The 26,706-nt window shown below is 67.6% G+C and carries 25 protein-coding genes; 14 read left to right on the top strand and 11 right to left on the bottom strand.

All coding sequences use genetic code 11. The annotated features are described in order from the left end of the window. Window positions 1-10: 10 nt before the first annotated feature. Complete coding sequence (locus RBT42_RS02470; RefSeq protein ID WP_320362249.1) at window positions 11-1,228, top strand: alkane 1-monooxygenase; 1,218 nt, start codon at window positions 11-13, stop codon at window positions 1,226-1,228. Here the strand turns inward: RBT42_RS02470 and RBT42_RS02465 are convergent, their stop codons facing one another. The 5 genes from RBT42_RS02465 to RBT42_RS02445 all read right to left on the bottom strand — a co-directional run bounded on the left by RBT42_RS02465 (window position 1,229) and on the right by RBT42_RS02445 (window position 6,616). Further along, window positions 1,229-2,026, bottom strand: coding sequence for a transglycosylase domain-containing protein (locus RBT42_RS02465; RefSeq protein WP_320362326.1), 798 nt, complete (start codon window positions 2,024-2,026; stop codon window positions 1,229-1,231). A gap of 29 nt (window positions 2,027-2,055) precedes the next feature. Further along, window positions 2,056-2,922: a shikimate dehydrogenase gene (aroE, locus tag RBT42_RS02460; RefSeq protein WP_320362247.1), complete on the bottom strand. Its 867-nt coding sequence runs from the start codon at window positions 2,920-2,922 to the stop codon at window positions 2,056-2,058. Window positions 2,923-2,940: 18 nt separating this feature from the next. Continuing rightward, window positions 2,941-3,831 carry a TonB family protein gene (locus RBT42_RS02455; protein WP_320362246.1) on the bottom strand — a complete coding sequence of 297 codons (891 nt, stop codon included), beginning with the start codon at window positions 3,829-3,831 and terminating at the stop codon, window positions 2,941-2,943. A 40-nt stretch (window positions 3,832-3,871) separates the two neighbouring features. After that, a complete protein-coding gene (locus tag RBT42_RS02450) occupies window positions 3,872-5,935 on the bottom strand; it encodes a ribonuclease catalytic domain-containing protein (protein WP_320362245.1) in 2,064 nt (687 codons plus the stop codon). Between the two features lie 72 nt (window positions 5,936-6,007). Next, window positions 6,008-6,616: a YqiA/YcfP family alpha/beta fold hydrolase gene (locus RBT42_RS02445; protein WP_320362244.1), complete on the bottom strand. Its 609-nt coding sequence runs from the start codon at window positions 6,614-6,616 to the stop codon at window positions 6,008-6,010. A gap of 114 nt (window positions 6,617-6,730) precedes the next feature. Between RBT42_RS02445 and RBT42_RS02440 the strand changes: the two genes are divergently transcribed. Continuing rightward, window positions 6,731-7,081: a DUF1840 domain-containing protein gene (locus RBT42_RS02440; RefSeq protein WP_320362242.1), complete on the top strand. Its 351-nt coding sequence runs from the start codon at window positions 6,731-6,733 to the stop codon at window positions 7,079-7,081. 66 nt (window positions 7,082-7,147) lie between these two features. Next, window positions 7,148-7,807 (top strand): histidine phosphatase family protein, encoded by a 660-nt coding sequence (locus RBT42_RS02435; RefSeq protein WP_320362240.1) that lies wholly within the window; start codon window positions 7,148-7,150, stop codon window positions 7,805-7,807. A gap of 21 nt (window positions 7,808-7,828) precedes the next feature. On the opposite strand, the gene RBT42_RS02430 is transcribed toward RBT42_RS02435, so the two are convergent. After that, a complete protein-coding gene (locus RBT42_RS02430; protein ID WP_320362238.1) occupies window positions 7,829-8,461 on the bottom strand; it encodes a TetR family transcriptional regulator in 633 nt (210 codons plus the stop codon). 174 nt (window positions 8,462-8,635) lie between these two features. Here RBT42_RS02430 and RBT42_RS02425 point away from each other — a divergent pair, with 174 nt between their 5' ends. From RBT42_RS02425 to ubiA, 4 genes are read left to right on the top strand one after another with little or no spacing between them, the layout of a single operon-like run. Continuing rightward, window positions 8,636-9,871: an efflux RND transporter periplasmic adaptor subunit gene (locus tag RBT42_RS02425; protein ID WP_413785833.1), complete on the top strand. Its 1,236-nt coding sequence runs from the start codon at window positions 8,636-8,638 to the stop codon at window positions 9,869-9,871. Window positions 9,872-9,883: 12 nt separating this feature from the next. After that, window positions 9,884-13,018, top strand: a complete 3,135-nt coding sequence (locus tag RBT42_RS02420; RefSeq protein WP_320362236.1) for an efflux RND transporter permease subunit — start codon at window positions 9,884-9,886, stop codon at window positions 13,016-13,018. Continuing rightward, complete coding sequence (locus RBT42_RS02415; protein ID WP_320362234.1) at window positions 13,011-14,531, top strand: efflux transporter outer membrane subunit; 1,521 nt, start codon at window positions 13,011-13,013, stop codon at window positions 14,529-14,531. Before RBT42_RS02420 ends, RBT42_RS02415 begins: the two co-directional genes overlap by 8 nt. Before the next feature lie 7 nt (window positions 14,532-14,538). Beyond that, a complete protein-coding gene (ubiA, locus tag RBT42_RS02410) occupies window positions 14,539-15,423 on the top strand; it encodes a 4-hydroxybenzoate octaprenyltransferase (RefSeq protein WP_320362232.1) in 885 nt (294 codons plus the stop codon). Between the two features lie 3 nt (window positions 15,424-15,426). Here the strand turns inward: ubiA and proC are convergent, their stop codons facing one another. Both proC and RBT42_RS02400 read right to left on the bottom strand, forming a co-directional pair. Next, window positions 15,427-16,245 (bottom strand): pyrroline-5-carboxylate reductase, encoded by an 819-nt coding sequence (gene proC, locus RBT42_RS02405; RefSeq protein ID WP_320362230.1) that lies wholly within the window; start codon window positions 16,243-16,245, stop codon window positions 15,427-15,429. 52 nt (window positions 16,246-16,297) lie between these two features. Continuing rightward, window positions 16,298-16,984 (bottom strand): YggS family pyridoxal phosphate-dependent enzyme, encoded by a 687-nt coding sequence (locus RBT42_RS02400; RefSeq protein WP_320362229.1) that lies wholly within the window; start codon window positions 16,982-16,984, stop codon window positions 16,298-16,300. Between the two features lie 36 nt (window positions 16,985-17,020). Between RBT42_RS02400 and RBT42_RS02395 the strand changes: the two genes are divergently transcribed. The 3 genes from RBT42_RS02395 (at window position 17,021) to RBT42_RS02385 (ending at window position 20,229) form a co-directional block, all read left to right on the top strand. Continuing rightward, window positions 17,021-18,064, top strand: coding sequence for a type IV pilus twitching motility protein PilT (locus RBT42_RS02395; RefSeq protein WP_320362227.1), 1,044 nt, complete (start codon window positions 17,021-17,023; stop codon window positions 18,062-18,064). A gap of 60 nt (window positions 18,065-18,124) precedes the next feature. Continuing rightward, the gene (locus RBT42_RS02390) at window positions 18,125-19,261 is read left to right on the top strand and encodes a PilT/PilU family type 4a pilus ATPase (protein ID WP_320362225.1); all 1,137 of its coding nucleotides are present in this window, start codon (window positions 18,125-18,127) and stop codon (window positions 19,259-19,261) included. 68 nt (window positions 19,262-19,329) lie between these two features. Beyond that, entirely contained in the window at window positions 19,330-20,229 is a 900-nt protein-coding gene (locus RBT42_RS02385; protein ID WP_320362222.1) for an NAD(P)-dependent oxidoreductase, read from the top strand. 80 nt (window positions 20,230-20,309) lie between these two features. Here RBT42_RS02385 and RBT42_RS02380 read toward each other — a convergent pair whose 3' ends face one another. The 3 genes from RBT42_RS02380 to RBT42_RS02370 are packed head-to-tail and all read right to left on the bottom strand — an operon-like array spanning window position 20,310 to window position 21,960. Next, window positions 20,310-20,963: a BON domain-containing protein gene (locus tag RBT42_RS02380; protein ID WP_320362221.1), complete on the bottom strand. Its 654-nt coding sequence runs from the start codon at window positions 20,961-20,963 to the stop codon at window positions 20,310-20,312. After that, window positions 20,963-21,541, bottom strand: a complete 579-nt coding sequence (locus tag RBT42_RS02375) for an SIS domain-containing protein (protein ID WP_320362219.1) — start codon at window positions 21,539-21,541, stop codon at window positions 20,963-20,965. The genes RBT42_RS02380 and RBT42_RS02375 overlap by 1 nt, the downstream gene beginning before the upstream one ends. Before the next feature lie 44 nt (window positions 21,542-21,585). Further along, complete coding sequence (locus RBT42_RS02370; protein ID WP_320362217.1) at window positions 21,586-21,960, bottom strand: YraN family protein; 375 nt, start codon at window positions 21,958-21,960, stop codon at window positions 21,586-21,588. Between RBT42_RS02370 and rsmI the strand changes: the two genes are divergently transcribed. The 4 genes from rsmI to tldD all read left to right on the top strand — a co-directional run bounded on the left by rsmI (window position 21,953) and on the right by tldD (window position 26,497). Beyond that, complete coding sequence (gene rsmI / locus RBT42_RS02365) at window positions 21,953-22,870, top strand: 16S rRNA (cytidine(1402)-2'-O)-methyltransferase (protein WP_320362216.1); 918 nt, start codon at window positions 21,953-21,955, stop codon at window positions 22,868-22,870. The genes RBT42_RS02370 and rsmI overlap by 8 nt on opposite strands. 144 nt (window positions 22,871-23,014) lie before the next feature. Continuing rightward, a complete protein-coding gene (locus RBT42_RS02360) occupies window positions 23,015-23,947 on the top strand; it encodes a triacylglycerol lipase (protein ID WP_320362215.1) in 933 nt (310 codons plus the stop codon). Between the two features lie 44 nt (window positions 23,948-23,991). Continuing rightward, the gene (locus RBT42_RS02355) at window positions 23,992-24,969 is read left to right on the top strand and encodes a lipase secretion chaperone (protein ID WP_320362213.1); all 978 of its coding nucleotides are present in this window, start codon (window positions 23,992-23,994) and stop codon (window positions 24,967-24,969) included. Between the two features lie 67 nt (window positions 24,970-25,036). Next, entirely contained in the window at window positions 25,037-26,497 is a 1,461-nt protein-coding gene (tldD, locus tag RBT42_RS02350) for a metalloprotease TldD (RefSeq protein ID WP_320362211.1), read from the top strand. Window positions 26,498-26,706: the final 209 nt, after the last annotated feature.

Raw genomic sequence — 26,706 nt, 5'->3', positions numbered from 1 at the left:
GGAGTGCCCCATGTCTCATGTTCAATCTGCCCCCACACCGACGCCAGCGCCCAGCGCCGCGTGGTCGGACCCCAAGCGCTACCTCTGGCTGCTCGGCCCCGCTGTGCCATTGATCGGTCTGGCCATGCTGGCCATTTATGCGCAGACCCGCTCGGTGTGGGCGCTGTGGTTCGTGGTCATTCTGGTGCATGCCATCATCCCGGCGCTGGACTGGTTGTTTGGCGAAGACGCCGCCAACCCGCCGGAGGCCGCCCTGGCCGGCCTGGTGCAGGACCGCTATTACAGCTGGGTGCTGTACGCCTTCGTGCCGCTGCAACTGGCGGCCACCGTGGGCGGCGCTTGGCTGGCGGCCACGGGCGATCTGCCCTGGCATCACCTGCTGGGCCTGGCCATCAGCGTGGGCATGGTCAACGGCGTGGCCATCAACACCGCGCATGAACTCGGCCACAAGAAGGGCAAGCTCGATCGCTGGCTGGCGCGCATCTCGCTGGCACCCACCTTCTACGGCCACTTCTATGTCGAGCACAACCGCGGCCACCACAAGAACGTGTCCACCCCGGCCGACCCAGCCAGCTCGCGCATGGGCGAAACCTTCTGGGCGTTCTGGCCGCGCACCGTGGTGGGCAGCCTGCGTTCGGCCTGGCACCTGGAGGCCGAGCGCCTGGCGCGTTCGGGCAAGGGCGTGTGGAGCCTGTCCAACGAGAACCTGCAGTCCTGGGCCATGTCGGTGGTCCTGTGGGGGAGCGTGCTGACCGTGTTCGGCTGGGTGGCCTTGCCCTTCCTGCTGATCCAGGCGGTGTACGGCTTCTCGCTGCTGGAGGTGGTGAACTACCTGGAGCACTACGGCCTGCTGCGCCGTCGCCTGCCCGATGGCCGCGTGGAGCGCTGCCTGCCCGAGCATTCGTGGAACAGCAACCACATGGTGACCAACCTGTTCCTGTACCACCTGCAGCGCCACAGCGACCACCACGCCAACCCGACGCGCCACTACCAGGCCCTGCGCCACTTCGAAGAGAGCCCGCAACTGCCTGCCGGTTACGCCGCGATGATCCTGCTGGCCTACTTCCCGCCGCTGTGGTTTGCCGTGATGGACAAGCGGGTGATCCGCCACTACCAGGGTGACCTAAGTCGCATCAACTGGTACGGCCCGCGCCGCGAGGCCTTGATGGCCCGGTACGCCGACGAGGCGGCCGCGCAGGCGCGGCGCTCGGCCAGCCCGGCGGCCTGATCAGGGCAGTTCGACGTCGCGCATGCGGGCGGCAATGGTGCCCGCACGACCCATGACGTAGCCCGAGCGCGGCTGTTTTTCAAAGCGCTTGGGCGCCGGCAGCATCACCGCCAGCCGAGCGGCCTGGATGGGCGCCAGCCGGGCGGCATCGACCCGGAAGTAGTGGTGCGCAGCGGCTTCGGCGCCGAACACGCCTTCGCCCCACTCCACGTTGTTGAGGTAGACGATGAGGATGCGCTCCTTGCTGAGCAGGCCTTCGAGCATGAAGGTGATCAGCACCTCCTGGCCCTTGCGCAGGAAATTGCGCTCCTTGCTCAGGAACAGGTTCTTGGCCAGCTGCTGCGTGATCGTGGAGCCGCCGATCACCTTGGGCACCGCCTGCGCGGCCGCGGGCGGTGGGGGTGGGGTGCGACCGCGCTTCAGTGCCCGTTGCACAGCCCGCTCATGGCGGGCCAGGGCGGCCTGACGGGCCCGTTCGGCCCGTTCTTCGGCACGGCTGTTTTTCTTCCAGGCATTGTGCAAAGCCTCGAACTCGATGCCCGCGTGGTCGACGAAGTTCGCGTCCTCGGAGGCGATCACCGCGCGCTTGAGGTGGTCGGAGATCTGGCCGGCATCACGCCAGCTCTGGCTCCAAAGCAGCGTGCCGGTGTCGGCCACGATGCGGCGCATCTCGCTGCGCTGGAAGGTCGTGGACTCGGGGGCGAGCACAGCCATCAGCGCCACACGCGCCACAAAGTAGAGCTGCAGGCTCAGGCCGGCCAGCACGATGAGGGCCAGGATGCGCCAGACGGCGCGCATCGGGGAGGTCATGGGCGCGCCCTTCTGCGTCAGTGAGGGGCGGCACCATCGACCAGCGCGCGCATGGCCGTCAGCACGGGGGCGGTATCCGGGCGCACGCCGCGCCACAGCGCAAACGACTCGGCCGCCTGCTCCACCAGCATGCCCAGGCCATCACGGGCCACGGCCCCGTGGGCGCGGGCCCAGTCCAGGAAGCCCTGCGCGGCGGGGCCGTACATCATGTCCAGCGCCAGGCTGCCTGGCTTGAGCACTTCCGGGCCCACCGGGATGCCGCCTCCCGAGAGGCTGGCGGCCGTGCCGTTGATGAACACGTCATACGCCTGGCCTGGCTCAGCCAGTGAGCGCGCGCTCAAGGCCACACCGTGTTGGCGTGCCCAGTCCGCATGGCGATCGACCAGCGCCTGGGCTTTGTCGGCCGTGCGGTTGGCCACCACGATCTCGGCGGGGCGGGCCTCGATCAGCGGTCCCAGCACGCCAGCACTGGCGCCACCCGCGCCGAGCAGCAGCACGCGCGCACCTGCGAGCGGCACGCCGGCGTTCACGGTGATGTCGCGCACCAGGCCCACGCCGTCGGTGTTGTCGGCCAGCCAGCCGCCGTCGGCGGTGGCATCAAAACGCAAGGTGTTGGCCGCCTGGGCCAGCTCGGCGCGTGGTGTGCGGCGCGCGGCCATCTCGAAGGCCTCGAACTTGAAGGGTACGGTCACGTTGCAGCCTCGGGCACCTTCTTGCACAAAGCGGGTCAGCGTGGCCGGGAAGTCGTCCAGCGGGCACAGTAGGCGCTCGTACACCATGGCCTGGCCGGTCTGCTGCGCAAACTGCGTGTGGATCAGGGGCGAGCGGCTGTGGGCGATCGGGTTGCCCGCGACGGCGTAGCGGTCAGGGGGGGAGGTGCTCATCGTGACAAAAACAGGAAATCAGGGCGCCGCGTTCGAGACGACCTTCGTGGTGGTCGCTTCCAGGCCGGCATCGCGGGTGAAGCGGAAGCGCGAGGAAATCAGCAGCAGGTCATTGCCCGCGCTGACCTCGGCCGGGACGGCGCCAAAGGGGCCCGCCTGCATGACGATGGCACGGGCCCGCTTGTCGAGCACTGCGTTGCCCGAGCTTTGCAGCACGATGGCGTCCACCACCTTGCCCTGACGGTTGAGCCACACCTCCATCACCAGCTCCCCATAGAGCTTTTGTCCCTTTTCCATGGGGAAGTAGGTGGTGCCCGCGCGCTCCACCTGGGTGCGGAAGGCGCTGTAGTACAGCGCGTCCACCGAGCGCAGGGTGGCGGGGCTCAGGTAGCGCTTCTTCGGTCGGGCGTTCTCGTCGTGGATGCGCTTTTCGATCTCGGCCAGCAGCTTGGTCAGCTGGCGGCGGCGCTCCTCTTCGGCTCGGCTTTGCGCCGATTCGGCCTGGTCGCGCGGCTGCGGCGGGGGCAGGGCGGCCAGTTCCTGGCGCACCTGGGTGAGCAGGTTCTGCTGCTCGCGCTGCATTTGCTGGATCATGCGCCGGCTCTCGTCCATCGCATCGCCCAGCGTGGCGTCTTGCGAGGGCGGCAGAGGCGAGGTGGCGCGCCCCTTGTCGGCCTCGCCGCCGCCGGCCAGGTTCTGCTGGGCCAGCGCCTGGGCCTTTTCGGGGGCTTCCTCGCTGGCCGCGTTCACCAGGATCACCTCCAGTGGGGTGTCCTTGAAGGTGCGGTTGAAGCCTTCCGGGTCCACAAAACGAAAACCCAGCAGGGCCACATGCACCGCCACCGAGATCCCCAGGCAGATTTGCAGCAGGGTCAGGCGGCTCCACAGAGATCGAAGGCGGTCCAGCATCCGGTGCACGTCCAGTCGTCAGCGTTCAGTTCAAGAGACCTCAGGCCGGGGCGGCATCGCCCGTCGGGGCATCGGCATCGCTCACGTCGATGGCCAGGGTCAGCGGTCCTGCATTGTCGAGCACCTCTTCGTCGCCTTCGCCTTCGGAGTCACCCTCATCCGTGGTGCTGCCGGCTTCGTCGAGTCGGGCGATCACGCTGGCGTGCACGTCCAGGGTCAGCAGGTCAACGCCGGTCACACGCACCCGTACGCGAGCGTGGCGCGGCAGGCTGTCGGCGCCGATGGCCTTGAAGACCAGGGGCAGGCTGTCAGCGCGCACCAGGCCGTTGACCATGACGGCGCAGTCGAGCTCGGTGATGTCTTGCTGGCCCAGGTAGGTCAGGGTCCAGTAACGCTCCATGGCCGACTGGAAGCCGTTGTAGGTGCTGTAGGCCGTGTCGAAGTTGGAGATGACGGCAAACAGCTCGGCGTCCTTGGGCTTGAAGGGCGCGGCCAGCGCGGCGGTGCGGCCGTTCTTGGCGCAGGCGACGATCTGCCACTGGTTGACGAGGTCCACATAGCGGCGCAGCGGCGAGGTGGCCCAGGTGTACTGCGCCACGCCCATGCCCGCGTGCGGCAAGGCCTTGGTGCTCATGCGCACCTTGATGCCGGGCTGCAGGCTGGCCTGGCTGCGGTAAATGCCGGGCACGCCCAGCTCGGCCAGCCAGCCACCCCAGGTGCTGTTGGCCAAAATCATCGCTTCGGCCACGATCAGGTCCAGCGGTGCGCCGCGCTGGCGCGTGCCGATCAGCACCTGCTCGACGCCGGTGGGCTCGATGCCGTCGTGCATGGTGTTGGTGCCGGCCTCGCTCACCAGCTTGAAGGTGTAGTCGGGGCGGTTGAAGGTTTCGGGCTTGCCGCGCACCACCTCGCGCTGGGCCTTGAGGTGCTTGGCGAGGCGGAAGGCAAAGGCCAGTTCGGCCGCGTGCGCATAGGTCGCCGGGGCCTCGCCGGTCAGCGTCGGCTCGGTGATGACGCCGTCGAGCTGGTCGTGGCGCAGGTTCGAGACGATGGGCACGCGCTCCAGCTTGGTCTCGGTGGCCTGGACGGCCAGCGTGGCCTCGTCGAAGGTCACGTACAGCGAGACGGCGGGGCAGTCACGCCCTTCCTGCAGCGTGTAGGTCTGCACCACGTCGTCGGGCAGCATCGTGATCTTGTGGCCCGGCATGTAGACGGTGGACATGCGGTTGCGCGCCACGCCGTCGACCGGGCTGCCCGGCAAGATGGCCAGCGCGGGCGCCGCGATGTGGACGCCGAACACCACGGTGCCGCTGCCCAAGCCCTGCACGGACAGGGCATCGTCGATCTCGGTGGTCATCGAGTCGTCGATGGAGAAAGCCTGGGCGGGCGAGAGGGGCAGCTCGTCCTTGATCGGTGGGGCTTCCAGCGCGGGGAAGCCCGTGCCCTTGGGGAAGTTCTCGAACAAGAAGCGCCTCCAGTGGAACTGGTAGGGGCTGTCGATGGCGCCTGCGTCCTTGAGCAGATCCAGCGGGGCACGCTGGGTCTGTTTGGCCGCCTCGACCACAGCCTTGTACTCGGCGCCGTTCTTGTCGGGCTTGAACAGGATCTTGTAGAGCTGGTCCTTGATGGGGGCTGGGCATTGGCCGCTGGCCAGTTCCTGCGCCCATTGCTCGATCTGCAGCGCGATCTGCTTCTTGCGCTCGATGGCCAGCAGGGCCTGCTTGAGGATGTCTTCCGGGGCCTTCTTGAAGCGGCCCTTGCCGCGGCGGTGGAAGTAGTGCGGCGTCTCGAACAGGCGCATCAGCATGGCGGCCTGCTGCACGGCATCGGCGCTGTCGCTGAAGTACTCGCGGGCCAGCTCGTCAAAGCCGAAATCTTCTTCGGGGGCGACTTCCCACACCAGGTCCACGTCGATGTCGGTGGCTTGCGCGGCGGCCTGGGCGATCAGCTCGGCGGGTGCAGGCTTGGCGAACTTGAGCAGCACGTTGGCGGCTTTCACCTTCACGCGCTTGCCCGAATCGAGCTCGATCTGCATCGAACTGTCGGCTTCGGACATCACACGACCGGCCAGGAACTTGCCGGCGTCATCAAAAAGGGCAAACATCGAAATGGAATCTCGCGAGGGTGGAAGCGTGATTGTCCCATTGAGATGGGGGCGGCGCCCGCGCCGGATGTTTCAGGCTTGCGGCAGAGGCAAGCCCAGCCAGCCCAGCACCGTGGGCAAGTGGTTGGCGAAGTCGCTGATGGCGTGGTCGTTGCCGGGCAGCACCGTCAGCTGCGTGCCCAGGTAATGGGCCACCATCTCGCGCCAGTCCAGCACCTCGTCACCCTCGGCCACCAGCACGTGGTAGCGCTCCGGACGGGTGATGGGGTAGGGGTCCATGGCCTCGAATTCGGAGATGAACTCGGGGCGGAAGAAAAAGTGATCCGCCGGGTTGTGAAAGCTGGTCTGCTCGCCAATGTAGCGCGCCAGGTCACGCGCGGGTGCCACGGCCGGGTTGATGAGCAGCGCGCGGCAGTCCAGCGCTTCGGCCAGCACGGTGGCATAAAAGCCGCCCAGCGAGGAGCCGATCACCACCATGTCCTCGTGCGGCCAGTCGAGCGTCAGGGCCTTGAGCTCGGCCAGGGCGTCGGCCGGCGAGGGCGGCAGTTGCGGGCACAGCCAGGTCAGGTTGTGGCCCTGGCCTTGCAGTTGCGCGATGGCGCGGCCCAGCAACTGCGCCTTGGCCGACTGCGGCGAGGAGCGAAAGCCGTGCAGGTACAGCAGGTGGGTGGGCGTGGACATGGCGGGCTACTTTCTGGCAGACACAAGGGCTGCGCCGTGATACGGTGCAGGCATGCAGCGGTCAGTATGCCGCGTCCCCCAAAATCTCGACCCTGCCACAAGGGGAGGTTCACCATGTCCATCACGTTCAAATCCCAGGCCACGGGCGACCTGTTCATGGTCCAGGCCCATGCCGAATCGCTGTTGAAGCTGCTGGGCAAGGCGCCAGCGGCCCAGGGCATCATTGAAACGAAGGACATGCCGGCGGCGCTGCAGATCCTGCGCGCGCTGGGCGATGAGGTCGCCGAGGACGAGGCGAGCCGCGACATCGAGCGCGACGAGGACCCGGACGAGCGCGATGCGGGTGATCAGCGCGGGGCGGACTTTCAGGGCGAGCGGGTCAGCCTGCGTCTGCGGGCCTGGCCCTTGATCCAGATGCTGGAGAAAGCCCACGCGGCCGACAAGCCCATTGTCTGGGGCGTCTAGTCCTTTGCCGCCCTTCGATCAGGGCGGGGATTGTGCGCCGCAGCACGCCTGAGGCATCATGGGCGCATGCTTGAGCACGCCACCCGCATCCTCGCCATCCGTCACGGTGAAACCGCCTGGAACACCGAAAGCCGCATCCAGGGCCACACCGACATCCCTTTGAACGACACCGGCCTGTGGCAGGCCGCCCGCGTGGCGCAGGCCTTGCACGGCGAGCCTCTGCAGGCGGTCTACAGCAGCGATCTGCAACGGGCGCGCGCCACGGCCGAGGCCATTGCCCAGGCTCAGCGTCTGAACCTGAGGTTGGAGACCGGCTTGCGCGAGAGGCATTTCGGGCATCTGGAGGGTTTGACGCGGGATGAGATCGCGCTGCGCTGGCCGGAGCAGACACGCCGCTGGCTGGCACGTGACCCGGCCTTTGGTCCGGACGGGGGCGAAACCCTGCAGGCCTTCTACGACCGCTGCGTGGGCACCTTGGCCCAACTGGCCAGGCGCCACCCGGGTGAGTGCATTGCCGTGGTCGCCCACGGGGGCGTGCTCGATTGCTTCTACCGGGCGGCCAACCGCATTGCGCTCGACGCGCCGCGGGCCTGGAAGGTGGGCAATGCCACCATCAACCGCCTGCTCTACAGCCCCGAGGGCTTCACGCTGGTGGGCTGGGCCGATGACCAGCACCTGGGCGGTTCGCTCGACGAAAGCAGTGACGGGGCGGTGCGCGCGGCCTGAGTGCGCCGGTGACGCGGTGCGTCAGTCCGTGGCGCAGAGCGCAGGCGCCTGCGTCAGGCCGCCCATGAACAGGTCCAGGCTCTGCTCGCCACAGGCCACGAGGTCAAAGGCCTCGGGGTCGAGCATCCAGTGATTGATCAGGCCGTTGAGCATGGCCTGGTAGCTCATGGCGATCACCTGCGGATCCAGGTGCGCCGACACATGGCCCAGGTTCTGGGCGCGCTCCACCGCCGTGCGCACACAATCCTGACAGGTCTGGTGGATTTCCAGATGCCGCTCGCGCACGCCCATCAGGTCGTCGACGTATTCCACCTTCTGGGTCGCGATGCCGAACACCCGACGGGTGCGCGGGTCGTGGGCGATGCGGGTCAACGCGTCCATGGCCGTGCGCTTGAGCTCGGCCAGCGGGGGCAGGGGGGTGTCCACCAGGGTCTGGGCGGCCTCTTCCATGGGTGAGGCGGTCCGTGCCATCATGGCATTGAACAGTTCCGCCTTGTCCTTGAAATGCCAGTACACCGCGCCCCGGGTCAGCCCGGCAGCCTTGGCTATCTCCTGCAAGGACGTGCGCGACACCCCGCGTTGCGCGAACACCAACTCCGCGGCGTCCAGCAGGGCCTCGCGGGTGTGTTGTGCATCTTCTTTGGTTCGGCGCATGGCGGTGACATAAAACCAGTCGACAGTACGGGGATTATCGTTCATTCGGACACATACATACAAGAATGTATGTATATTTCAGTCTTGTATTGTCGACCCGACTTGTGTTCCACGAGGTGCCCCATGGCCAGTCAAGATGTGACCGCGTTTTCTCCCCTGCAACCCACTGCTGCGATGCGCCGACGTCGCGGGCGGTCGATGGGGGGGCTGGCGCTGGGCGTCGTGACGCTGGCCATGCTGGCAGGATGTGGTGACAAGCAGGCGGCCGCACCCGGTGGCGCGCCGGCCGGTGGCATGCCGCCCGCCCAAGTGGGCGTGATCACGGTGCAGCCGCAAAGCGTGCCGGTGATGAGCGAGTTGCCCGGCCGCCTGGAGGCGGTGCGCACCGCTCAGGTCCGCGCCCGCGTCCCCGGCATCCTGCAAAAGCGCCTGTTCACCGAAGGCGCCGACGTGAAGGCCGGCCAGCCCTTGTTCCAGATCGATCCGGCCACGTTCCAGGCTGCGTTCGACAGCGCCCAAGCCACCCAAGCCAAGGCCGAAGCCAATCTGGCGCAGGCCAGTGCCCTGGTGCAGCGTTACGAACCGCTGCAAGCCGCCAAGGCCATCAGCCCGCAAGAATTCCTCAACGCCCAGGTGGCGCAGCGCCAGGCCCAGGCCGATGTCGCCGCGGCCAAGGCCGCCGTGCAGACGGCCCGCATCAACCTGGGCTATGCCGCCGTGACGGCGCCCATCTCGGGCCGCATCGGCCGCGCCCTGGTCACCGAGGGGGCGCTGGTGGGGCAGGGTGAGGCCACCCAACTGGCCTTGATCCAGCAGGTCCACCCGCTCTACGTCAACTTCACCCAACCCGCCACCGAAGTTCTCAAGCTGCGCGAGGCACTCAAGGCCGGCTCGCTCAAGCGCGCCGGCGCCGACGCCGCCGAGATCCGCATCGTGCTGGACGACGGCCGCGAATACCCCCTGCCCGGCAAGCTGCTGTTCTCTGACCTGAGCGTGGACGCCACCTCGGGGCAGGTCGCCTTGCGCGCCGAGTTGCCCAACCCCGAAGGTCTGCTGCTGCCCGGCATGTATGTGCGCGTGCGCCTGGCCCAGGCCCAGGTGGACGGCGGCATCCTGCTGCCGCAGCAGGCGGTCACGCGTGGCCCGCAGGCGGACACCGTGATGGTGGTCGACGACAAGGGCATGGTCGCGCCCCGCCAGGTCAAACTGGGCGGGGCCCAGGGCACGAACTGGGTGGTGCTGGGTGGACTGAAGACCGGCGAGCAGGTCATGGTCGACGGCTTCCAGAAGATGATGAACCCCAAGGCGCCCGTCAAGGCCGTCCCCTGGCAGCAGCCGAGCGCGCAAGCCGGCATGGGCGCGGCGCCCGACTCGGCCACGCCCGCCGCATCGGCTGCGGCCTCGAAGTAAGGGAGCGCGCGCATGTCACGTTTCTTCATTGATCGGCCCATCTTTGCGTGGGTGATCGCCCTCTTCATCCTGGTGTTCGGTGCAGTGGCGGTCACGCAGCTGCCCGTGGCCCAGTACCCGACCGTGGCGCCGCCGTCGGTCGTCATCAGCGCCGTCTATCCCGGCGCCTCGGCCAAGACGCTCGACGAAGCGGTGGTCAACGTCATCGAGCAGGAGCTCAACGGCGCGCCCGGTCTCGCCTACATGGAGTCGGTCAGCCAGGCCAACGGCACGGCAGCCATCACGGTCACCTTCGAGTCCGGCACCAACATCGACCTGGCCCAGGTCGAGGTGCAAAACCGCCTGGCGCGCGCCACGCCGCGCCTGCCCAGTGCGGTGACGCAGCAGGGCGTGAAGGTTGAAAAGACCCGCAGCAACATCCTGATGTTCGTGATGCTGTCGTCCAGCAACCCGGCCTACGACCCGGTGGCGCTGGGGGACTACGCCTCGCGCAACATCGTGCCCGAAATGCAGCGCGTGCCTGGCGTCGGCCAGGTCACCATGTTCGGCACCGAGCGTGCGATGCGCATCTGGGTCGATCCGGCCAAGCTCGTGTCCTACGGCCTGAGCGTGGCCGAGGTCAATGCCGCCATCCGCGCCCAGAACGCACTGGTGCCCGCAGGGGGCTTGGGCGAGTTGCCCAACCTGACCGAGCAGACCGTGTCGGCCACCGTGGTGGTGGCAGGGCAACTCAGCAACGCCGAGCAGTTCGGCAACATCGTGCTGCGCGCCAAGGCCGATGGCGCCACCGTGCGTCTGAAAGACGTGGCCCGGGTTGAGCTGGGGGCGCAAAGCTACAGCGCGTATGCCCGCCTCAACGGCAAGCCTGCCTTGGGCATGGCCATCCAGCTCTCGCCCACCGGCAACGCGCTGGCCACGGCCACCGCGGCCAAGGCGCGTCTGGAAGAGCTGCGCAAGTACTTCCCCTCGGGCGTGGACTACTCCGTGCCCTATGACACCTCGGGCTTCATCAAGCTGTCCATCACCCAGGTCGTACAGACCCTAGTGGAAGCGGTGATCCTGGTGTTCCTGGTGATGTTCCTGTTCCTGCAGAACTGGCGCTACACCCTGATCCCGACGCTGGTCGTGCCGGTGGCCCTGTTGGGCACCTTCGGCGTGATGTCGGTGTTCGGCTTCTCCATCAACGTGCTGACCATGTTCGGCATGGTGCTGGCCATCGGCATCCTGGTGGACGACGCCATCGTGGTGGTCGAGAACGTCGAGCGCATCATGGTCGAAGAGGGGCTGTCCCCCCTGGCGGCCACCCGCAAGGCCATGGGCCAGATCAGCGGGGCCATCGTCGGCATCACCGTGGTGCTGGTTTCGGTGTTCATCCCGATGGCCTTCTTCTCGGGCTCGGTGGGCAACATCTACAAGCAGTTCTCGCTGTCGATGGTCGCCTCCATCCTGTTCTCGGCCTTCTTGGCCTTGACGCTGACTCCCGCGCTGTGCGCCACGCTGCTCAAGCCGGCCGCCGAAGATCACCACGAGAAGAAAGGCTTCTTCGGCTGGTTCAACCGCGCCTTCAGCTCGACCACGCACGGCTACGAAAGCTGGGCAGCCCGCCTGGTCAAGCGCGGTGGCCGTACCCTGATCATCTACGCCATCATCGTCGGGGCCGTGGGTTGGATGTATGTGCGCATGCCCACTTCCTTCCTGCCGGACGAAGACCAGGGCAGTCTGATCACCCTCGTGCAGTTGCCCGCAGGGGCCACGGCGCAGCGCACCGAAGCCGTGATGAAGCAGGTGGAGAGCTTCTACCTCAAGCAGTCCGAGGTCAAGTCTGTGGTCGGCGTGATCGGCTTCAGCTTCTCCGGCTCCGGCCAGAACGCCGGCCTGGCCTTCGTGACCCTGAAGGACCACCACGAGCGTGTGGGTGAGGCGCACAGCGCGCAGGCCCTGGCCAAGCGCGCCTTCGGGGCGCTGATGGGGGTGCGCGACGCCTTCATCTACCCTCTGGTGCCGCCGCCGATCATGGAGCTGGGCAACGCCACCGGTTTCGCCGTGCGCGTGCAGGACCGCGGCTCGCTGGGCCATGACACCCTGCTGGCCGCCCGCAACCAGTTGCTGGGCATGGCGATGCAAAGCCCCATCCTGACGGGCCTGCGCCCCGAAGGTCTGGAAGACGCGCCTCAGTTGCAGATCGACATCGACCGAGACAAGGCCAATGCCCTGGGCGTGGACTTTGGCTCGATCAGCGCTTCGCTGTCGTCCTCGCTGGGTTCGGCCTACATCAACGACTTCCCGAACGCCGGCCGGATGCAGCGCGTCATCGTGCAGGCCGACGCCAAGGACCGCATGCAGGCCGAAGACCTGTTGCGCATCAACGTGGTCAACAGCAGCGGGCAGAGCGTGCCCCTGTCGGCCTTTGCCACGACCCGCTGGGTGAGCGGGCAGATGCAGGCGGTGCGCTACAACGGTTATCCGTCGATGCGGATTTCGGGTGCGGCGGCGCCGGGCTACAGCTCGGGCGACGCCATGGCCGAGTTGCAACGCCTGGTCGATCAGTTGCCCCCGGGCATTGGCATCGAGTGGACGGGCCTGTCACGTGAAGAGCGCCTGTCGGGCTCGCAAGCCACCATCTTGCTGGTGTTCTCGCTGCTGGCGGTGTTCCTGTGCCTGGCCGCCCTGTACGAAAGCTGGTCCATCCCCGTGGCCGTGCTGCTGGTCGTGCCGCTGGGCATCCTGGGCTCGCTGCTGGGCGCCAACCTGCGTGACATGCCTAACGACGTCTACTTCAAGGTCGGCCTGATCACCATCATCGGCTTGTCGGCGAAGAACGCCATCCTGATCATCGAGTTCGCCAAGGAGTTGCAGGAAAAGGGCATGAGCCTGATCGACGCCACGCTGCGGGCCTGCCACCTGCGCTTCCGTCCGATCATCATGACCTCGCTGGCCTTCATCCTCGGCGTGTTGCCCCTGGTGCTGGCGTCGGGCCCTGGCTCGGCCAGCCAGCGCGCCATCGGCACCGGCGTGATGGGCGGCATGATCGCGGCCACCGTCCTCGCCGTGTTCTTTGTACCCGTGTTCTTCGTGGTGGTGCGGCGTTTCTTCCCGGGCAAGTCCGCCGCTGCCCCTGCTTCCGATGTGGAGACCGCTCATGACTAAGACCACTCGCCTGCTGCGCCCCGCCATCGCCGTGGCGGCGCTGCTGAGCCTGGCTGCCTGCTCGCTCACGCCCGACTACCAGCGCCCGGCCTTGGCCGTGCCCGAGCAGCTGCCCGCGACTTCGGCTGCGGCGTCTGCGTCGGCGCCGTCGGCGGCTGCCACCCAGGTGTCCGAGCTGCCCTGGAGCAGCTACTTCCCGGACACCCGGCTGCAAGGCCTGATCCGCCAAGCGCTGGACCAGAACCGTGACCTGCGCGTGGCCATGCTCAACATCGAGCAGCTGCGCGCCGCTTACCAGATCCAGAACGCCGACCGCTTCCCCACCCTGAGTGGCGTCGTCAGCGGTACACGAGGCCCTTCGTCGAATCCGCCCAACGACATCACCACCACCGTCACCGGTGGGGTGACGGTCTCTGCCTTCGAGCTGGATTTGTTCGGCCGCGTCAAGGCGCTCAGCGAGGCCGCTGCCGCCCAGGTGCTGGCCTCGGAAGAGGCGCGCAAGACCGCCCACATCAGCCTGGTCGCCGCCGTGGCCAACAGCTACTACGCCCTGTGGGCCGACCGCTGGCAGCTCGCCCTGGCCGAGCAGACCCTGAAAACGCGCGAAGACTCCTACAAGCTGCTCAAGCTCAAGTTCGACCACGGCGTGCTCAACGAGCTGGACCTGCGCTCCTCGCAATCCCTGGTCGAGGCCGCCCGCGTGACCCGGGCCCAGGCCCAGCGCCAGTGGGCGCAGGACCTCAACGCCCTGAACCTGCTGCTGGGCTCGCCCGCCCCGGCCGACCTGCTGCCGCCCGTGCCTCAGCTTGACGCCCAGGCCGTGGGTCGCAGTGCTGACACCCAGGCGGCCAGCCAGGCCGTGCTCGCCACCCTGTGGCCCGGCCTGAGCGAGCTGCCGGTGGGCCTGTCGTCCGAGGTGCTGCTGCAGCGCCCGGACATTGCGCAGGCCGAGCAACAGCTCATCGCCGCCAACGCCAACATCGGCGCCGCCCGCGCGGCGCGCTTCCCGCGCATCAGCCTGACGGCCAGCGCTGGCGTGGTCAGCGACTCGCTGTCCGGGCTGTTCGACGACGGCCGCAACGCCTGGAGCTTTGCCCCCGCCCTGAGCGTGCCGATCTTCGACGCAGGTCGCGCCAAGGCCGGCGTGGCCGTCGCCGAGGTCAAGCGCGACATCGCCGTGGCCCAGTACGACAAGGCCGTGCAGACCGCCTTCAAGGAGGTCGCCGACGCCCTGGTGGCCCGCCGCAGCTACGCCGAACAGGCCGAAGCGCAACTGGCCCAGGCCCAGGCTGAGGCCGCCCGTCTGCGCCTGTCCACCTTGCGTTACGACACCGGCGTCGCCAGCCAACTCGACCTGCTCGATGCCCAGCGTGCCCTGTTCAACAGCCAGCAGGCCTTGATCGCGGCCCAGCTGGCGCGTCAGCAGGCCCACATCGGCGTCTACAAGGCGCTGGGCGGGGGCTGGGTGGCGCAGCAGCAGAGCGCCGCCACAGCCCAGCCGGTCACGCCATAATTCCGGTGTGAACACCGCCGCCACCCTGACCCTGCGCGACCGCTGGTCGCTCTATCTTGACCTGATCCGCTGGGACCGCCCTCAGGGCTGGCTGCTGCTGCTGTGGCCCACCCTGATGGCCCTGTGGATCGCCGCGCAAGGCTTTCCGGGCTGGCACCTGCTGGCGGTCTTTACCGCTGGCACCATCCTGATGCGCAGCGCTGGCTGCGCCGTCAATGACTTCGCCGACAAGGACTTCGACCGCCACGTCGAGCGCACCGCCCAGCGCCCGCTCACCAGCGGCCGCATCTCCGTCAAGGAGGTCGTCCTCATCGGTGTGGTGCTGGCGCTGATCTCGTTCGCGCTGGTGCTCACCACCAATGCCGCCACCGTGGCGCTGTCCTTCGGGGCCCTGGCCGTCACCATCGTCTACCCCTTCACCAAGCGCTTCTTTGCCATGCCGCAGGCGGTGCTGGGCGTGGCCTACGCCTTCGGCATCCCGATGGCCTTCACGGCCGTGCGCAACGAGGTGCCGCCGGTGATGTGGTGGCTGCTGGCTGGCAAGCTGGCCTGGGTCATCGCTTACGACACCGAGTACGCCATGGTCGACCGCGACGACGACCTCAAGATCGGCATTCGCACCTCGGCCATCACGCTGGGGCGCTTCGACGTGGCGGGGGTCATGACGCTGTACGCGCTGTGCATCGCTTGCTGGTGGCAGGCGGGGCAGCTGGCGGGCCTGGGCTGGGTCTACGACCTGTCCCTGGTGGTGGCTGCGGCCCAGGCGCTGTACCACTTCACGCTCATCAAGGGCCGTGAACGTCTGGCCTGTTTCAAGGCCTTCCGCCTCAACCACTGGCTGGGTTTCAGTGTGTGGGTGGGCGTGGCCGCCGATCTGGCGTTGCGCGGCTGAGGGTCAACGCCCGAACTCGTCGCCCAACTCGGCGGCCCGCTGTTGCGCCGCCCGCATCGCGGCCACGAACGCGTCTTTCACGCCAGCCGACTCCAGATGGGTCAGCGCCGCATACGTGGTGCCGCCCTTTGAGGTCACGCGCTCACGCAACACCGCCGGGCTCACGTCCGACTGCTGAGCCAAGGCGGTCGAGCCCGCAAACGTGGCCTGGGCCAGCAGGCGACCTTGCTCGGCGCTCAGGCCCATGTCCTGCGCGGCCTGCATCATGGCCTCAATGAAATAGAACACATAGGCCGGTCCCGAGCCCGACAAGGCGGTCACCGCGTCCAGATCGGCTTCTTGCGCCACCCACAGGTGCGCACCCGTGGAGCGCACCATGTCTTCGATGGCCGCCCGTTCGTCGGCACTGACTTCGGCACGGGCGAACATGCCCGTCATGCCCTGGCCCACCAGCGCCGGTGTGTTCGGCATGGCGCGCACGATGCGCGGCGTGCCCAGCAGGCGGGCGATGTCGTCGGTGCGCAGGCCGGCCATCACGCTGTAGTGCAGGGCCTGGCTGGTCAACGGGGCATAGCTCTGCGCCGCGTCCTTGAACTGCTGCGGCTTGACGGCCCACACCACGGTGCGTGCCGTGCGCAGGGCCTCGTCCGGGCCGGCGGCCGTCTGCACGCCCAAGGTGTCGGTCAGGCGCTGACGCTGTTCGGCCACCGGATCAATGACCAGGATGCTGGTGGGGGCCGTGCCTTGGCGCAACAGGCCGCCGATGATGGCAGTGGCCATGTTGCCCCCGCCGATGAATGCGATGTCGATGGAGGTGCTCATGGTCGTCATCATGCCGCAATCGCGGCCGACTCCGGCCCGCCACCCGTCGGTCTCAACGCTGTCCAAACAGCGCCGTGCCCACCCGCACCATGGTCGAACCCTGCGCCACCGCGGCTTCCAGGTCGCCGCTCATGCCCATCGACAGCACGTCCAACGCCAGCCCGGCGGCGCGCAGTTGCTCAAACACCACGCGCACCTGCGCCAGCGCCTCGGCCTGCACCGCCGGGTCGGGCGAGGGCGCGGGCAGCGCCATCACCCCACGCAGCTGCAAACGGGGCAGGGCGGCCACGGCCTGTGCCAGGGCGAGCGCTTCGCCGGGCGCCACGCCACTCTTGCTCTCCTCGCCACTGGTGTTCACCTGAATGCACACCTGCAAGGGCGGCAGATGCGCCGGGCGCTGCTCACTCAGGCGCTGTGCAATCTTGAGCCGGTCCACGCTCTGCACCCAGTCAAAGTGCTCGGCCACCACGCGGGTCTTGTTGCTCTGCAGCGGGCCAATCAGGTGCCAGGTGATCTGCTCACGCAGGTCGGCCAGCTCGGCGATCTTGTCGAGCGCCTCTTGCACATAGTTTTCACCAAACCAGCGCTGCCCAGCGTGAAATGCGTCGCGCACCGTTACGGCTGGAAACGTTTTGCTCACCGCGAGCAGCGTGACACTGTCGGCAGGACGCCCCGTTTGTGCACACGCTGCCTGAATCCGGTTTCGTACGAGTTGCAGGTTGTTCGCGATCGTCGCCATAATGGGTCTGTAACGAATGACAGGTCGACATCATCCATGGATATCACCCAACTGCTGGCCTTCTCGGTCAAAAACAAGGCCTCTGACCTCCACCTGTCGGCAGGCCTGCCTCCCATGATCCGGGTGAACGGCGACGTGCGCCGCATCAACGTCGATGCGCTGGACCACAAGCAGGTCCACGAAATGATGTACGACATCATGAACGACGCGCAGCGCAAGCATTTCGAAGAGACGCTGGAGTGCGACTTCTCGTTCGAGATCCAGGGCCTGGCGCGTTTCCGCGTCAACGCCTTCAACCAGAACCGCGGCGCCGGCGCCGTGTTCCGGACCATTCCGTCCAAGATCCTGACCTTGGAGCAGCTCAACGCCCCCAAGATCTTCGGCGACCTGGCGCTCAAGCCCCGAGGCCTGGTGCTGGTCACCGGCCCCACCGGCTCGGGCAAGTCCACCACGCTGGCCGCGATGGTGAACCACCTCAACGAAACCGAGTACGGTCACATCCTCACGGTGGAAGACCCGATCGAATTCGTGCACGAGGCCAAGAAGTGCCTGATCAACCAGCGCGAAGTCGGCCCGCACACCATGAGCTTCTCGAACGCCCTGCGTTCGGCCCTGCGTGAAGACCCCGACTGCATTCTGGTGGGCGAATTGCGCGACCTCGAAACCATCCGCTTGGCCCTGACCGCCGCCGAAACCGGCCACTTGGTCTTCGGCACCTTGCACACCTCCAGCGCCGCCAAGACCATCGACCGCGTGGTCGACGTCTTCCCCGCCGCCGAAAAGGAAATGGTGCGCGCCATGCTGTCCGAGTCGCTGCAGGCCGTCATCTCGCAAACGCTGTGCAAGATCAAGGATGGCAGCGGCCGTGTCGCCGCCCACGAAATCATGATCGGCACCTCGGCCATCCGCAACCTGATCCGCGAAAACAAGATCGCCCAGATGTACTCGGCCATCCAGACCGGCAGCGGCCAGGGCATGCAGACCCTCGACCAGAACCTCGCCGACCTGGTGCGTCGCAACATCATCTCGCCGGCCGAGGCACGCGCCAAGGCCAAGATCCCCGAGAACTTCCCGGGCTGATCCCGGTCGCCGCCGGACGCACGCTGACTTTCACCGACCCCACAAAATCAGGACACCACCATGGAACGCGACCAGGCCTCCAAATTCATCAACGACCTGCTCAAACTCCTGATTTCGCGGGGCGGCTCCGACTTGTTCCTGACGGCCGAGTTTCCGCCTGCCATCAAGGTCGACGGCAAGATCAACAAGGTTTCGCCCCAACCCCTGAGTGGCTCGCACACCATGGCCCTGGCGCGTTCGATCATGAACGACAAGCAGGCCGCCGAGTTCGAGCGCACCAAGGAGTGCAACTTCGCGATCGCGCCCACCGGCATCGGCCGCTTCCGTGTCAACACCTACATCCAGCAAGGCCAGGTCGGCATCGTGCTGCGGGTCATCCCGGCACACCTGCCCACCATCGACGGCCTGGGCCTGCCCCTGATCCTCAAGGATGTGGCCATGGCCAAGCGCGGTCTGGTCATCTTCGTGGGCGGCACCGGCTCCGGTAAGTCCACCTCGCTGGCCGCCATGGTGGACCACCGCAACGAGAACTCCTACGGTCACATCATCACCGTCGAAGACCCGATCGAGTTCGTGCACCCGCACAAGAACTGCATCGTCTCGCAGCGCGAGATCGGCATCGACACCGAGGGTTGGGAACAGGCCCTCAAGAACACCCTGCGTCAGGCCCCCGACGTCATCCTGATGGGTGAAATCCGCGACCGCGAGACCATGGAGCACGCCATCCAGTTCTCCGAAACGGGTCACCTGTGCATGGCCACCCTGCACGCCAACAGTGCCAACCAGGCGCTTGACCGCATCATCAACTTCTTCCCCGAAGACCGTCGCGACCAACTGCTGATGGACCTGTCGCTGAACCTGCGTGCCCTCGTGTCGCAGCGTCTGCTGCCGCGCGAAGCCGGCAAGGGCCGGATCGCCGCCGTGGAAGTGATGCTGAACTCGCCGCTGATCGCCGACCTGATCTTCAAGGGCTCGGTGGGCGAGATCAAGGAGATCATGAAGAAGTCGCGCGAGCTGGGCATGCAGACCTTCGACCAGGCGCTGTTCGACCTCTACGAGGGCAACTACGTCACCTACGAAGACGCGCTGCGCAACGCCGACTCGCTCAACGACCTGCGCCTGCAGATCAAGCTGCACAGCCAGCGCGCCCGCAACCAGGATCTGTCGGCCGGCACCGAGCACTTCCAGATCGTCTGATCGGCGCCTTCACTCCGGGCGGTCTGGCGCCGCTCTGACACAATCGGCTCTCCATCCCGGAGAGCCCGATGAACGTCGCCGACAAGACCTACGAGCCCACCCCAGCCCGCCGCATCGCCTGCATCGGCCTGGGCACCATGGGCGCCCCCATGGCCGCCCACCTTCAGCGTGCCGGCCACAGTGTCACCGTCTACAACCGCACCGCGGCCAAAGCGGCTGCCTGGGTGCAGGCGCATGGTGGCCTGTCCGCCGCCACCCCGCGTGAAGCCGCTCAGGGCGCCGACATCGTCGTCACCTGCGTGGGCAACGACGACGATCTGCGCGAGGTCTGCACCGGACCGCAAGGCGTGTTCCACAGCCTCGCGCCTGGCGCGGTCGTCGTCGATCACACCACCACCTCGGCCGAAGTCGCCCGCGAGCTCGCGCAGGCCGCCCACGCGCGCGGCATCAGCTTCATTGACGCCCCGGTGTCCGGCGGCAACCTCGGCGCCCTCAACGGCGTGCTCACCGTCATGTGTGGGGGCGATGCCGAGGCCTATGCCCGCGTCCAGCCCGTGATCGCGGCTTACGCTCGCGCCATCACCCACCTCGGCGACAGTGGCGCGGGCCAGCTCGCCAAGATGGTCAACCAGATCGCCGTGGCCGGCTTGCTGCAAGGCCTGGCCGAAGCGCTGGCCTTCGGGCAAAAAGCCGGCTTGGACATGAACCAGGTGCTCAACGTGATCTCGCAGGGCGCCGCCAGCAGCTGGCAGATGGTCAACCGCGGCCCCACCATGATCGCCGACCAGTTCGACTTCGGCTTTGCCGTGGACTGGATGCGCAAGGACCTGGGGTTGGTGCTCGACGAAGGCCGACGCCTGGGCGCGCGCCTGCCCGCCACGGCGCTGGTCGATCAGTTCTATGCCGATGTGCAGGCCATGGGCGGCGGCCGCCTGGACACCTCCAGCCTGATCAAGCGCCTGCGTTGATCTCTCGGCATCGGCGCACGCACCCCGCGTGCGCCCCCGGTGACCGGGCGCCGGGCTTCACCAGCCCGGCCGAAGCCCGCTCAAGGCTGCGTGCTGTCGCTGGCGGCCGGGCTCACCGGCTTGGGCAGCTTGCGCGCCAGCTCGTCCTCGCTGATGATCTCGAACACCTTCACCACCCGGCGCACGCCGCTGATGGTCGACACCAGCTCGGCAGCGCGGTTGGCTTCGCGCTCGGTCACGATGCCCATCAGGTAGACATCCCCGCGCTCGACCACCACGTCGAAGGCATTGCTCATCAGGTCGCGCGCGTCCACCAGCGTGGCACGCACCTTGGTGGCCACCAGCACGTCGCTCGACCGTGAGGTCAGCGTGCTGCTGAGGCTCACGATCAGCTCATTGACCACCCCGGCCACGTTCTCGGTCTGTGCGGCCGCGGCCACAGCCGCCGCGCGGTCGGCTTCGGTCGGCACCTCACCGGTCAGCAGCACCCGACGGTTGTAGGCGTTCACGTTCACATTCCCGCGGTCTTTCAGCACCTCCCGAATGCGGTTGGCGGCCTTGATCTTGATGCCCTGGTCCTCCAGTTGCATGCCCGAGGTGCGGCGATCGGTGGCCACAAACGCGCCCCCCACGGCGGTGCCCAGCACCAGCGGGGCGCAGGCCGACAGACTCAGGGCAGCGGCCAAGGCCGCGGTCCAGCGCAGTACGGTGGGGGTGAAAGTCAAACGGGTCATCAGGCATCCTCTCCAAGCAGGTGGGTGTCCACGGCCGCACACAGGCCTTCCAGGGCCAGCCAGGCGATCGCAAACAGGGTGGATTCGCGCGTGCCCGGCAAGGGCACCCACACATCCGTGTCACGCAACAGCGGCCCCAGCGTGCGGGCCGCCTCTCCTGTGAAGACCACCAAAGTCAGGTCCAGTTCCGCGGCCGCTTCCGTGGCGGCCAGCAGATCGGGGTCATCGCGCTCCAGCGAAAACGCCAGCCACACATCACCGGGGTGGCCCAGTGCACGCACCTGCTGCGCCAAGGTGGATTGCATCGGTCCGGCCGGTGGCACCAGGGCCACGGCCGACAGGGGAGGGCGCTCGCGCCCCGTGCCCCGCACCAGCCAGGTGGCGGCCTGCTGGGCCAGCCAGGCGGCTTCGGCTTCACCGGCGCACAGGACCTTGCCGCCCGAGGTGATGGTGTGCATCAGGGCCAAGGCCGCGTAATTCAACTGCTGGGCCAACCGCTCGGACGACTGATACAGCCAGTCGGCGGTTTCCAGCAAAGGCTGCTGCAGATAAGACTGCTGAAAGGAGGAATCCGGCATGGCGGGGATGATACCCAGGGTTTGCCAGTCCCAGCCTCATGACGTCAGGACGCATCAAAGGCAGCGGGCAGCCAGGTCACGTCCTCACCGTCGATGGCCACCACGTCAAAGCGGCACGGCGGCCACACCTTGAGGGTGGACAGGTAAAACTGCGCGCCCAATACACAGCGCCGCTGCTTGCCCCGTGTCACCGTGGCCGCGGCCCCGCCATGGGTGCGTGCACTGCGCTGTCGCACCTCCACGAACACCAGCGTCCCTTCCGCGTCCGGAGCGCGCATGATCAGGTCCACCTCGGCCCCGCGTGCGCTCGGGCCGCGCGCCACCCGATAATTGCGCTCTACCAGCGTCAGGCCCTGCGCCAGCAAATGCTGCAGCGCCCGTTCCTCCGCCTCATCTCCCCGGGACTTTGTCGTGACCATCGATGCCAATCTGCTGCTCCAGGCGGCCCAACACGTGGCCGGCGGCCAACAGTATCCCAAAGGCGCGCTCTACCTCATCGCCACCCCCATCGGCAACCTGGCCGACATCACCCTGCGCGCCGTCCAGGCGCTCACGCTGGCCGACGTCGTCGCCTGCGAAGACACCCGTGTCACCGGCGGCTTTCTGCGCCACCTCGGCATGGACAAGCGCCTTCTGCCGCTGCACCAGCACAATGAAGTTGGCGGCGCCCAGGCCCTGATCGCGCTCATGCAGGCTGGTCAGCGCGTCGCCTATGTCAGCGACGCCGGCACCCCCGCCGTCTCCGACCCCGGCGCCCACCTCGTGCAAGCCGTACAGGCCGCCGGCCTCACCGTTGTGCCCCTGCCGGGCGCCAGCAGCGTCACCACCGCCATGAGTGTGGCCGGCGACACCGTCGCCCAGGGCTTTCGCTTCCTCGGCTTCCTGCCCGCCAAAGGCACCGCCCGCCAGGCCCAGTTGCGCGAGGTGCTCGGTCAGTCCCACAGCGTGGTGCTCTTCGAGGCCCCGCACCGCATCGACGCACTGGCCCGTGACCTCGTCGAGGTGCTGCCGCACGGCCGCCTCACGCTGTGCCGCGAACTCACCAAGCAGTTTGAAGAAATCGCCACGCTGCCCGTCGCCGACTTCCCCGCCTGGCTCACCGCCGAGGCCCACCGCCAGCGCGGCGAATTCGTCATCGTTGTGCACGCCCAGCCCGAAGAGGCGGCCGAGACCCTGCTCACGCCCGCGCAGGCCACGCTGTTGCAAGCCTTGGTGCAACACCTCCCCGTCAAGCAGGCTGCCGGCCTGCTGGCCGATGTCACCGGCCTGCCGCGCAAAGCCCTGTACGAGCAGGCCCTGACCTACCGCCAGGCCGACGACGCCCGCTGACGCACCGCGCGCCCCTCGCTCCCGCGAGCAGGGGTCCGGAGCAACCCGCGAAATCAGGGTTCTCCAGTTGTGACATCGCCCGTATCCCAAATGACAGTCTGGGCTACCGTGCGCCTGACATGGCGCACTCACCGGGAGCCCTCCATGACCTTGTCCCTCCTTCGTCGCGGCCTGACCGCGCTGCTGCTGCTTGCGACACTGTCCGTCGCCCAGGCCGGCACCACCGCCCAGACCCGCCACCCCATCGTGCTGGTCCACGGCTTCATGGGCTTCAACACCGTCCTCGGCATCCCTTACTGGTACAAGATCCCCGAGGCCCTGCGCAAAGAGGGCGCCACCGTCTACATCGCCTCCGTCAACCCCGCCCAGACCACCGAATACCGCGGCGAAGAGCTGATCCGTCAGCTGCAGCAATGGGCGGCGCGTGACGGCGCCCAGAAGTTCAACCTCATCGGCCACAGCCATGGCGGACCCACCGTGCGCTACGCCGCGGGCGTCATGCCTGCCATGGTCGCCAGCGTCACCACCGTGGCCGGCGCCAACTTCGGCTCCCAAGTGGCCGACCAGCTCGAAGCCAACATGACCCCGGGGGCCCTGTTCGAGCAAACCGCCACCACCCTGGCCAAGCTGATCTCCTTCCTCAACGGCACCCCCAGCACCTCCGACGTCAACCTGCGCGACGCCGTCGATTCCCTCAGCGCCACGGGCCTGGCCAAGTTCAACGCCCGCTTCCCCGCCGGTGCGCCGACCACCCCCTGCGGCAGCGGCCCCGAGGTCGCCGCCGTCGACGGACACCCGATCCGCTGGTACTCCGTCTCCGGCACGTCGGTCAAAACCAACTTCTGGGACATCTCCGACGCGCTGCTCGACACCTTCGCCTCGCAGTACTTCACCGAGGCGCACGACGGCCTCGTGGGCCGCTGCGCCAGCCACTGGGGCAAGGTCCTGAAGGACAACTACGACTGGAACCACCTCGACGAGATCAACCAGGTCTTCGGTCTGGTCGGCCGCAACGCCCCCAGCCCGCTGGCCTTCTACGTCCAGCACGCCAACCGCCTCAAGCAGGTCGGCCTGTAAGCCGTCCGCCGCAGCAGCGCCCCCTCGTCTCGTTGCCCTTGACCGTGAGCCCCATTCGTCCCCTGCTGATGATCTCTCGGCGCCCCCTGATCGTCTGGGGACTGGCGGGCGCGGGCTTGCTGGCCGCTTTGATGCTGACCTGGAGCGTGCTCAAGAGGGGCGGTGAGTCGGCGCCGTCCGTGCAAGCGGGCCGCGCTGAGCTGGCCGGCGCCGCGTCCGGCATGGCCCCCCTCATCACGTCGGGGCATGCCGCCGCCGCGCCGATGCCCGCTGGCCTCACCCCGGCGCAAACGCGCGAGCGCCTGTTTCGCCACGGCTCCCTGGCCGGCACCAGCCCCACCGGTGACTGGTGCGTGCGCGCCGGGCAAGTTCAGCCCTGCGAGGCCCTGCGTCACCGCTTTGAGTACTACCTGCTCGCCCAGGGCGAAGTCGCGTCCGACGACCTGCGTGCCCTCGTGGCAGACGAAGTCAAGCGCACGCACGGCCCCGCGCCGGTGGCCGAGGTCCTTGCCCTCTGGGATCGTTACCTGACGCTGCGTGCCCACCCCTACCGCACGGTGTTTGACCCCCACAACCTCGCCACCTGGCGCGCCTTGCTCGACGAACAGCAGCGCACCCGCCGCCAGATCCTCGGCGACACCTGGGCCCAGGCCTTCTTCGCCTCCGAGGAAACCGAGGCCCGAAGCGATCTTGCACACCTCGAACGCGGCGCCCCCTTGCCGGCCGACCCGGGCCTGCCCGTCCCATCCGCTGTGCCGGGCGCCGCCGCAGGCCCCCCTCACGCTGTCCACACCGATCGCGTCGCGCGCTACGGCGCCGCCGCGGCCGATCGCCTCGCTCAGGCCGACGCGCAATGGGTTGACTGGACCCGTCGCCTGCAGACCGTGCAAAGCGAATGGGCGCGCCTGCAAGCCGCCCCCGAGCTCTCCTGGTCACAGCGGCGCCAGGCCATCGACGCGCACATTCAGATTCATTTCCGCCCTGACGAGCGCCGCCGCGTCGAGGCCCTGCTGGCACTCTGAAACGCTGGCAGGGAGGGCTTCGCGTCTTCGCCGCGCAGCCGCACGCCGCCATGCCTACAATGCGCCCATGATCGCCGTTGACGCCACCATCGCCCGCCTCCAGACTGCCCGTGAGCTGCTGCTCGCTCCCTACCAGCTGGACGAGTCCACCCTGCTCAAGGCCCTGCAGGTCATCACCGCCCACCGCGTGGACGATGCCGACCTCTACTTCCAGTACACCCGCAGCGAAGGCTGGAGCCTGGAAGAGGGCATCGTCAAGTCCGGCAGCTTCGGCATTGACCAGGGTGTCGGCGTGCGCGCCATCTCCGGCGAGAAGACCGCTTTCGCCTACTCCGATGACATCTCGGAAGCGGCCCTGCTTGACGCGGCCCGCACGGTGCGCACCATCGCCGCAGCCGGTCAAAGCCGCAAGGTCAAGGTCGGTGAGCCTCGCGTCGCCCCCAGCCGCACCCTCTACCCGGCCTTCGACCCCATCGCCTCGCTCGACAGCGCCGCCAAGGTCGCCCTGCTGGAAGACGTCGAACGCCGCGCCCGCGCCAAGGACCCCCGTATCGTCCAGGTCATGGCTGGCCTTGGCTGCGAATACGACGTTGTCATGGTCGCCCGCGCCGACGGCACCATGGCCGCCGACGTCCGCCCCCTGATCCGCCTCTCCCTCACCGTCATCGCCGAACAGCACGGCCGCCGCGAAGTCGGCTCGGCCGGCGGCGGTGGCCGCTACGACCTCGGCTACTTCAGCCAGGCCGTCACCCAGACCTATGTGGACCAGGCCGTCCACGCCGCCCTCGTCAACCTCGAAGCCCGTCCTGCCCCCGCTGGCGAAATGACGGTCGTCCTCGGCAACGGCTGGCCCGGCATCCTCCTGCACGAAGCCGTCGGCCACGGCCTGGAGGGTGACTTCAACCGCAAGGGCTCCAGCGTCTTCTCCGGCCGCATCGGCCAGCGCGTCGCCGCCAAGGGCGTCACCATCCTCGACGACGGCACGATCCCCGACCGCCGCGGCTCGCTCAACATCGATGACGAAGGCCACGCGACTCAGCGCACTGTCCTCATCGAAGACGGCATCCTGCGCAACTACATGCAGGACGCCACCAACGCCCGCCTGATGAAGACCGCGCCCACTGGCAACGGCCGCCGCGAAAGCTACGCCCACCTGCCCATGCCCCGCATGACCAACACCTACATGCTGGCCGGTGACAAGGATCCGCAGGAAATCGTCGCCTCCATCGACCGCGGCCTCTACGCCGTCAACTTCGGCGGGGGCCAGGTCGACATCACCAGCGGCAAGTTCGTCTTCTCCGCCTCCGAGGCCTACTGGGTCGAAAACGGCAAGATCCAGTACCCCGTCAAGGGAGCCACCCTCATCGGCAACGGTCCCGACGCCATGACCCGTGTCAGCATGATCGGCAACGACCTGGCGCTCGACCCCGGTGTGGGCACCTGCGGCAAAGAAGGCCAGAGCGTGCCGGTTGGTGTCGGCCAGCCCACACTGCGCATCGAAGGCCTGACTGTCGGCGGCACCGCCTGATTTCCACCGTCCCGGCGCACGTCAGCGCAGGGACGATTCGCCCCTTGCGATTTTTTGCAGGAAGTGCTTGACCCCGTGTCGGCTCCTCATGCATAATGCAAGGCTTCGCTGCTCAAGCGATCAATTTCGGCCTGGTTACCCTCGCTGGCTCGTTGTAAGACTCAAATTGCAACAAGCAGGCGCTGCGGCAGGATTCACGAGGTTGTGAG

Source organism: Aquabacterium sp. (assembly GCF_034003525.1).
Lineage (GTDB): Bacteria > Pseudomonadota > Gammaproteobacteria > Burkholderiales > Burkholderiaceae_C > Aquabacterium.
Note: the sequence above shows the minus strand (reverse complement) of the source record. Positions and strands in the feature narration are given on the sequence as shown.

What these genes read in the sequence shown, in the direction of transcription:
- RBT42_RS02445 (WP_320362244.1), bottom strand. Translation starts at nt 6,616, where the DNA reads ATGTCCACGCCCACCCACCTGCTGTACCTGCACGGCTTTCGCTCCTCG.
- RBT42_RS02440 (WP_320362242.1), top strand. Translation starts at nt 6,731, where the DNA reads ATGTCCATCACGTTCAAATCCCAGGCCACGGGCGACCTGTTCATGGTC.
- RBT42_RS02400 (WP_320362229.1), bottom strand. Translation starts at nt 16,984, where the DNA reads ATGGCGACGATCGCGAACAACCTGCAACTCGTACGAAACCGGATTCAG.
- RBT42_RS02390 (WP_320362225.1), top strand. Translation starts at nt 18,125, where the DNA reads ATGGAACGCGACCAGGCCTCCAAATTCATCAACGACCTGCTCAAACTC.
- RBT42_RS02415 (WP_320362234.1), top strand. Translation starts at nt 13,011, where the DNA reads ATGACTAAGACCACTCGCCTGCTGCGCCCCGCCATCGCCGTGGCGGCG.
- aroE (WP_320362247.1), bottom strand. Translation starts at nt 2,922, where the DNA reads ATGAGCACCTCCCCCCCTGACCGCTACGCCGTCGCGGGCAACCCGATC.
- RBT42_RS02450 (WP_320362245.1), bottom strand. Translation starts at nt 5,935, where the DNA reads ATGTTTGCCCTTTTTGATGACGCCGGCAAGTTCCTGGCCGGTCGTGTG.
- tldD (WP_320362211.1), top strand. Translation starts at nt 25,037, where the DNA reads ATGATCGCCGTTGACGCCACCATCGCCCGCCTCCAGACTGCCCGTGAG.
- RBT42_RS02385 (WP_320362222.1), top strand. Translation starts at nt 19,330, where the DNA reads ATGAACGTCGCCGACAAGACCTACGAGCCCACCCCAGCCCGCCGCATC.
- RBT42_RS02360 (WP_320362215.1), top strand. Translation starts at nt 23,015, where the DNA reads ATGACCTTGTCCCTCCTTCGTCGCGGCCTGACCGCGCTGCTGCTGCTT.
- RBT42_RS02375 (WP_320362219.1), bottom strand. Translation starts at nt 21,541, where the DNA reads ATGCCGGATTCCTCCTTTCAGCAGTCTTATCTGCAGCAGCCTTTGCTG.
- RBT42_RS02420 (WP_320362236.1), top strand. Translation starts at nt 9,884, where the DNA reads ATGTCACGTTTCTTCATTGATCGGCCCATCTTTGCGTGGGTGATCGCC.
- RBT42_RS02395 (WP_320362227.1), top strand. Translation starts at nt 17,021, where the DNA reads ATGGATATCACCCAACTGCTGGCCTTCTCGGTCAAAAACAAGGCCTCT.
- RBT42_RS02425 (WP_413785833.1), top strand. Translation starts at nt 8,636, where the DNA reads ATGCGCCGACGTCGCGGGCGGTCGATGGGGGGGCTGGCGCTGGGCGTC.
- RBT42_RS02470 (WP_320362249.1), top strand. Translation starts at nt 11, where the DNA reads ATGTCTCATGTTCAATCTGCCCCCACACCGACGCCAGCGCCCAGCGCC.
- RBT42_RS02380 (WP_320362221.1), bottom strand. Translation starts at nt 20,963, where the DNA reads ATGACCCGTTTGACTTTCACCCCCACCGTACTGCGCTGGACCGCGGCC.
- RBT42_RS02435 (WP_320362240.1), top strand. Translation starts at nt 7,148, where the DNA reads ATGCTTGAGCACGCCACCCGCATCCTCGCCATCCGTCACGGTGAAACC.
- RBT42_RS02455 (WP_320362246.1), bottom strand. Translation starts at nt 3,831, where the DNA reads ATGCTGGACCGCCTTCGATCTCTGTGGAGCCGCCTGACCCTGCTGCAA.
- RBT42_RS02430 (WP_320362238.1), bottom strand. Translation starts at nt 8,461, where the DNA reads ATGCGCCGAACCAAAGAAGATGCACAACACACCCGCGAGGCCCTGCTG.
- RBT42_RS02465 (WP_320362326.1), bottom strand. Translation starts at nt 2,026, where the DNA reads ATGCGCGCCGTCTGGCGCATCCTGGCCCTCATCGTGCTGGCCGGCCTG.
- RBT42_RS02370 (WP_320362217.1), bottom strand. Translation starts at nt 21,960, where the DNA reads ATGGTCACGACAAAGTCCCGGGGAGATGAGGCGGAGGAACGGGCGCTG.
- proC (WP_320362230.1), bottom strand. Translation starts at nt 16,245, where the DNA reads ATGAGCACCTCCATCGACATCGCATTCATCGGCGGGGGCAACATGGCC.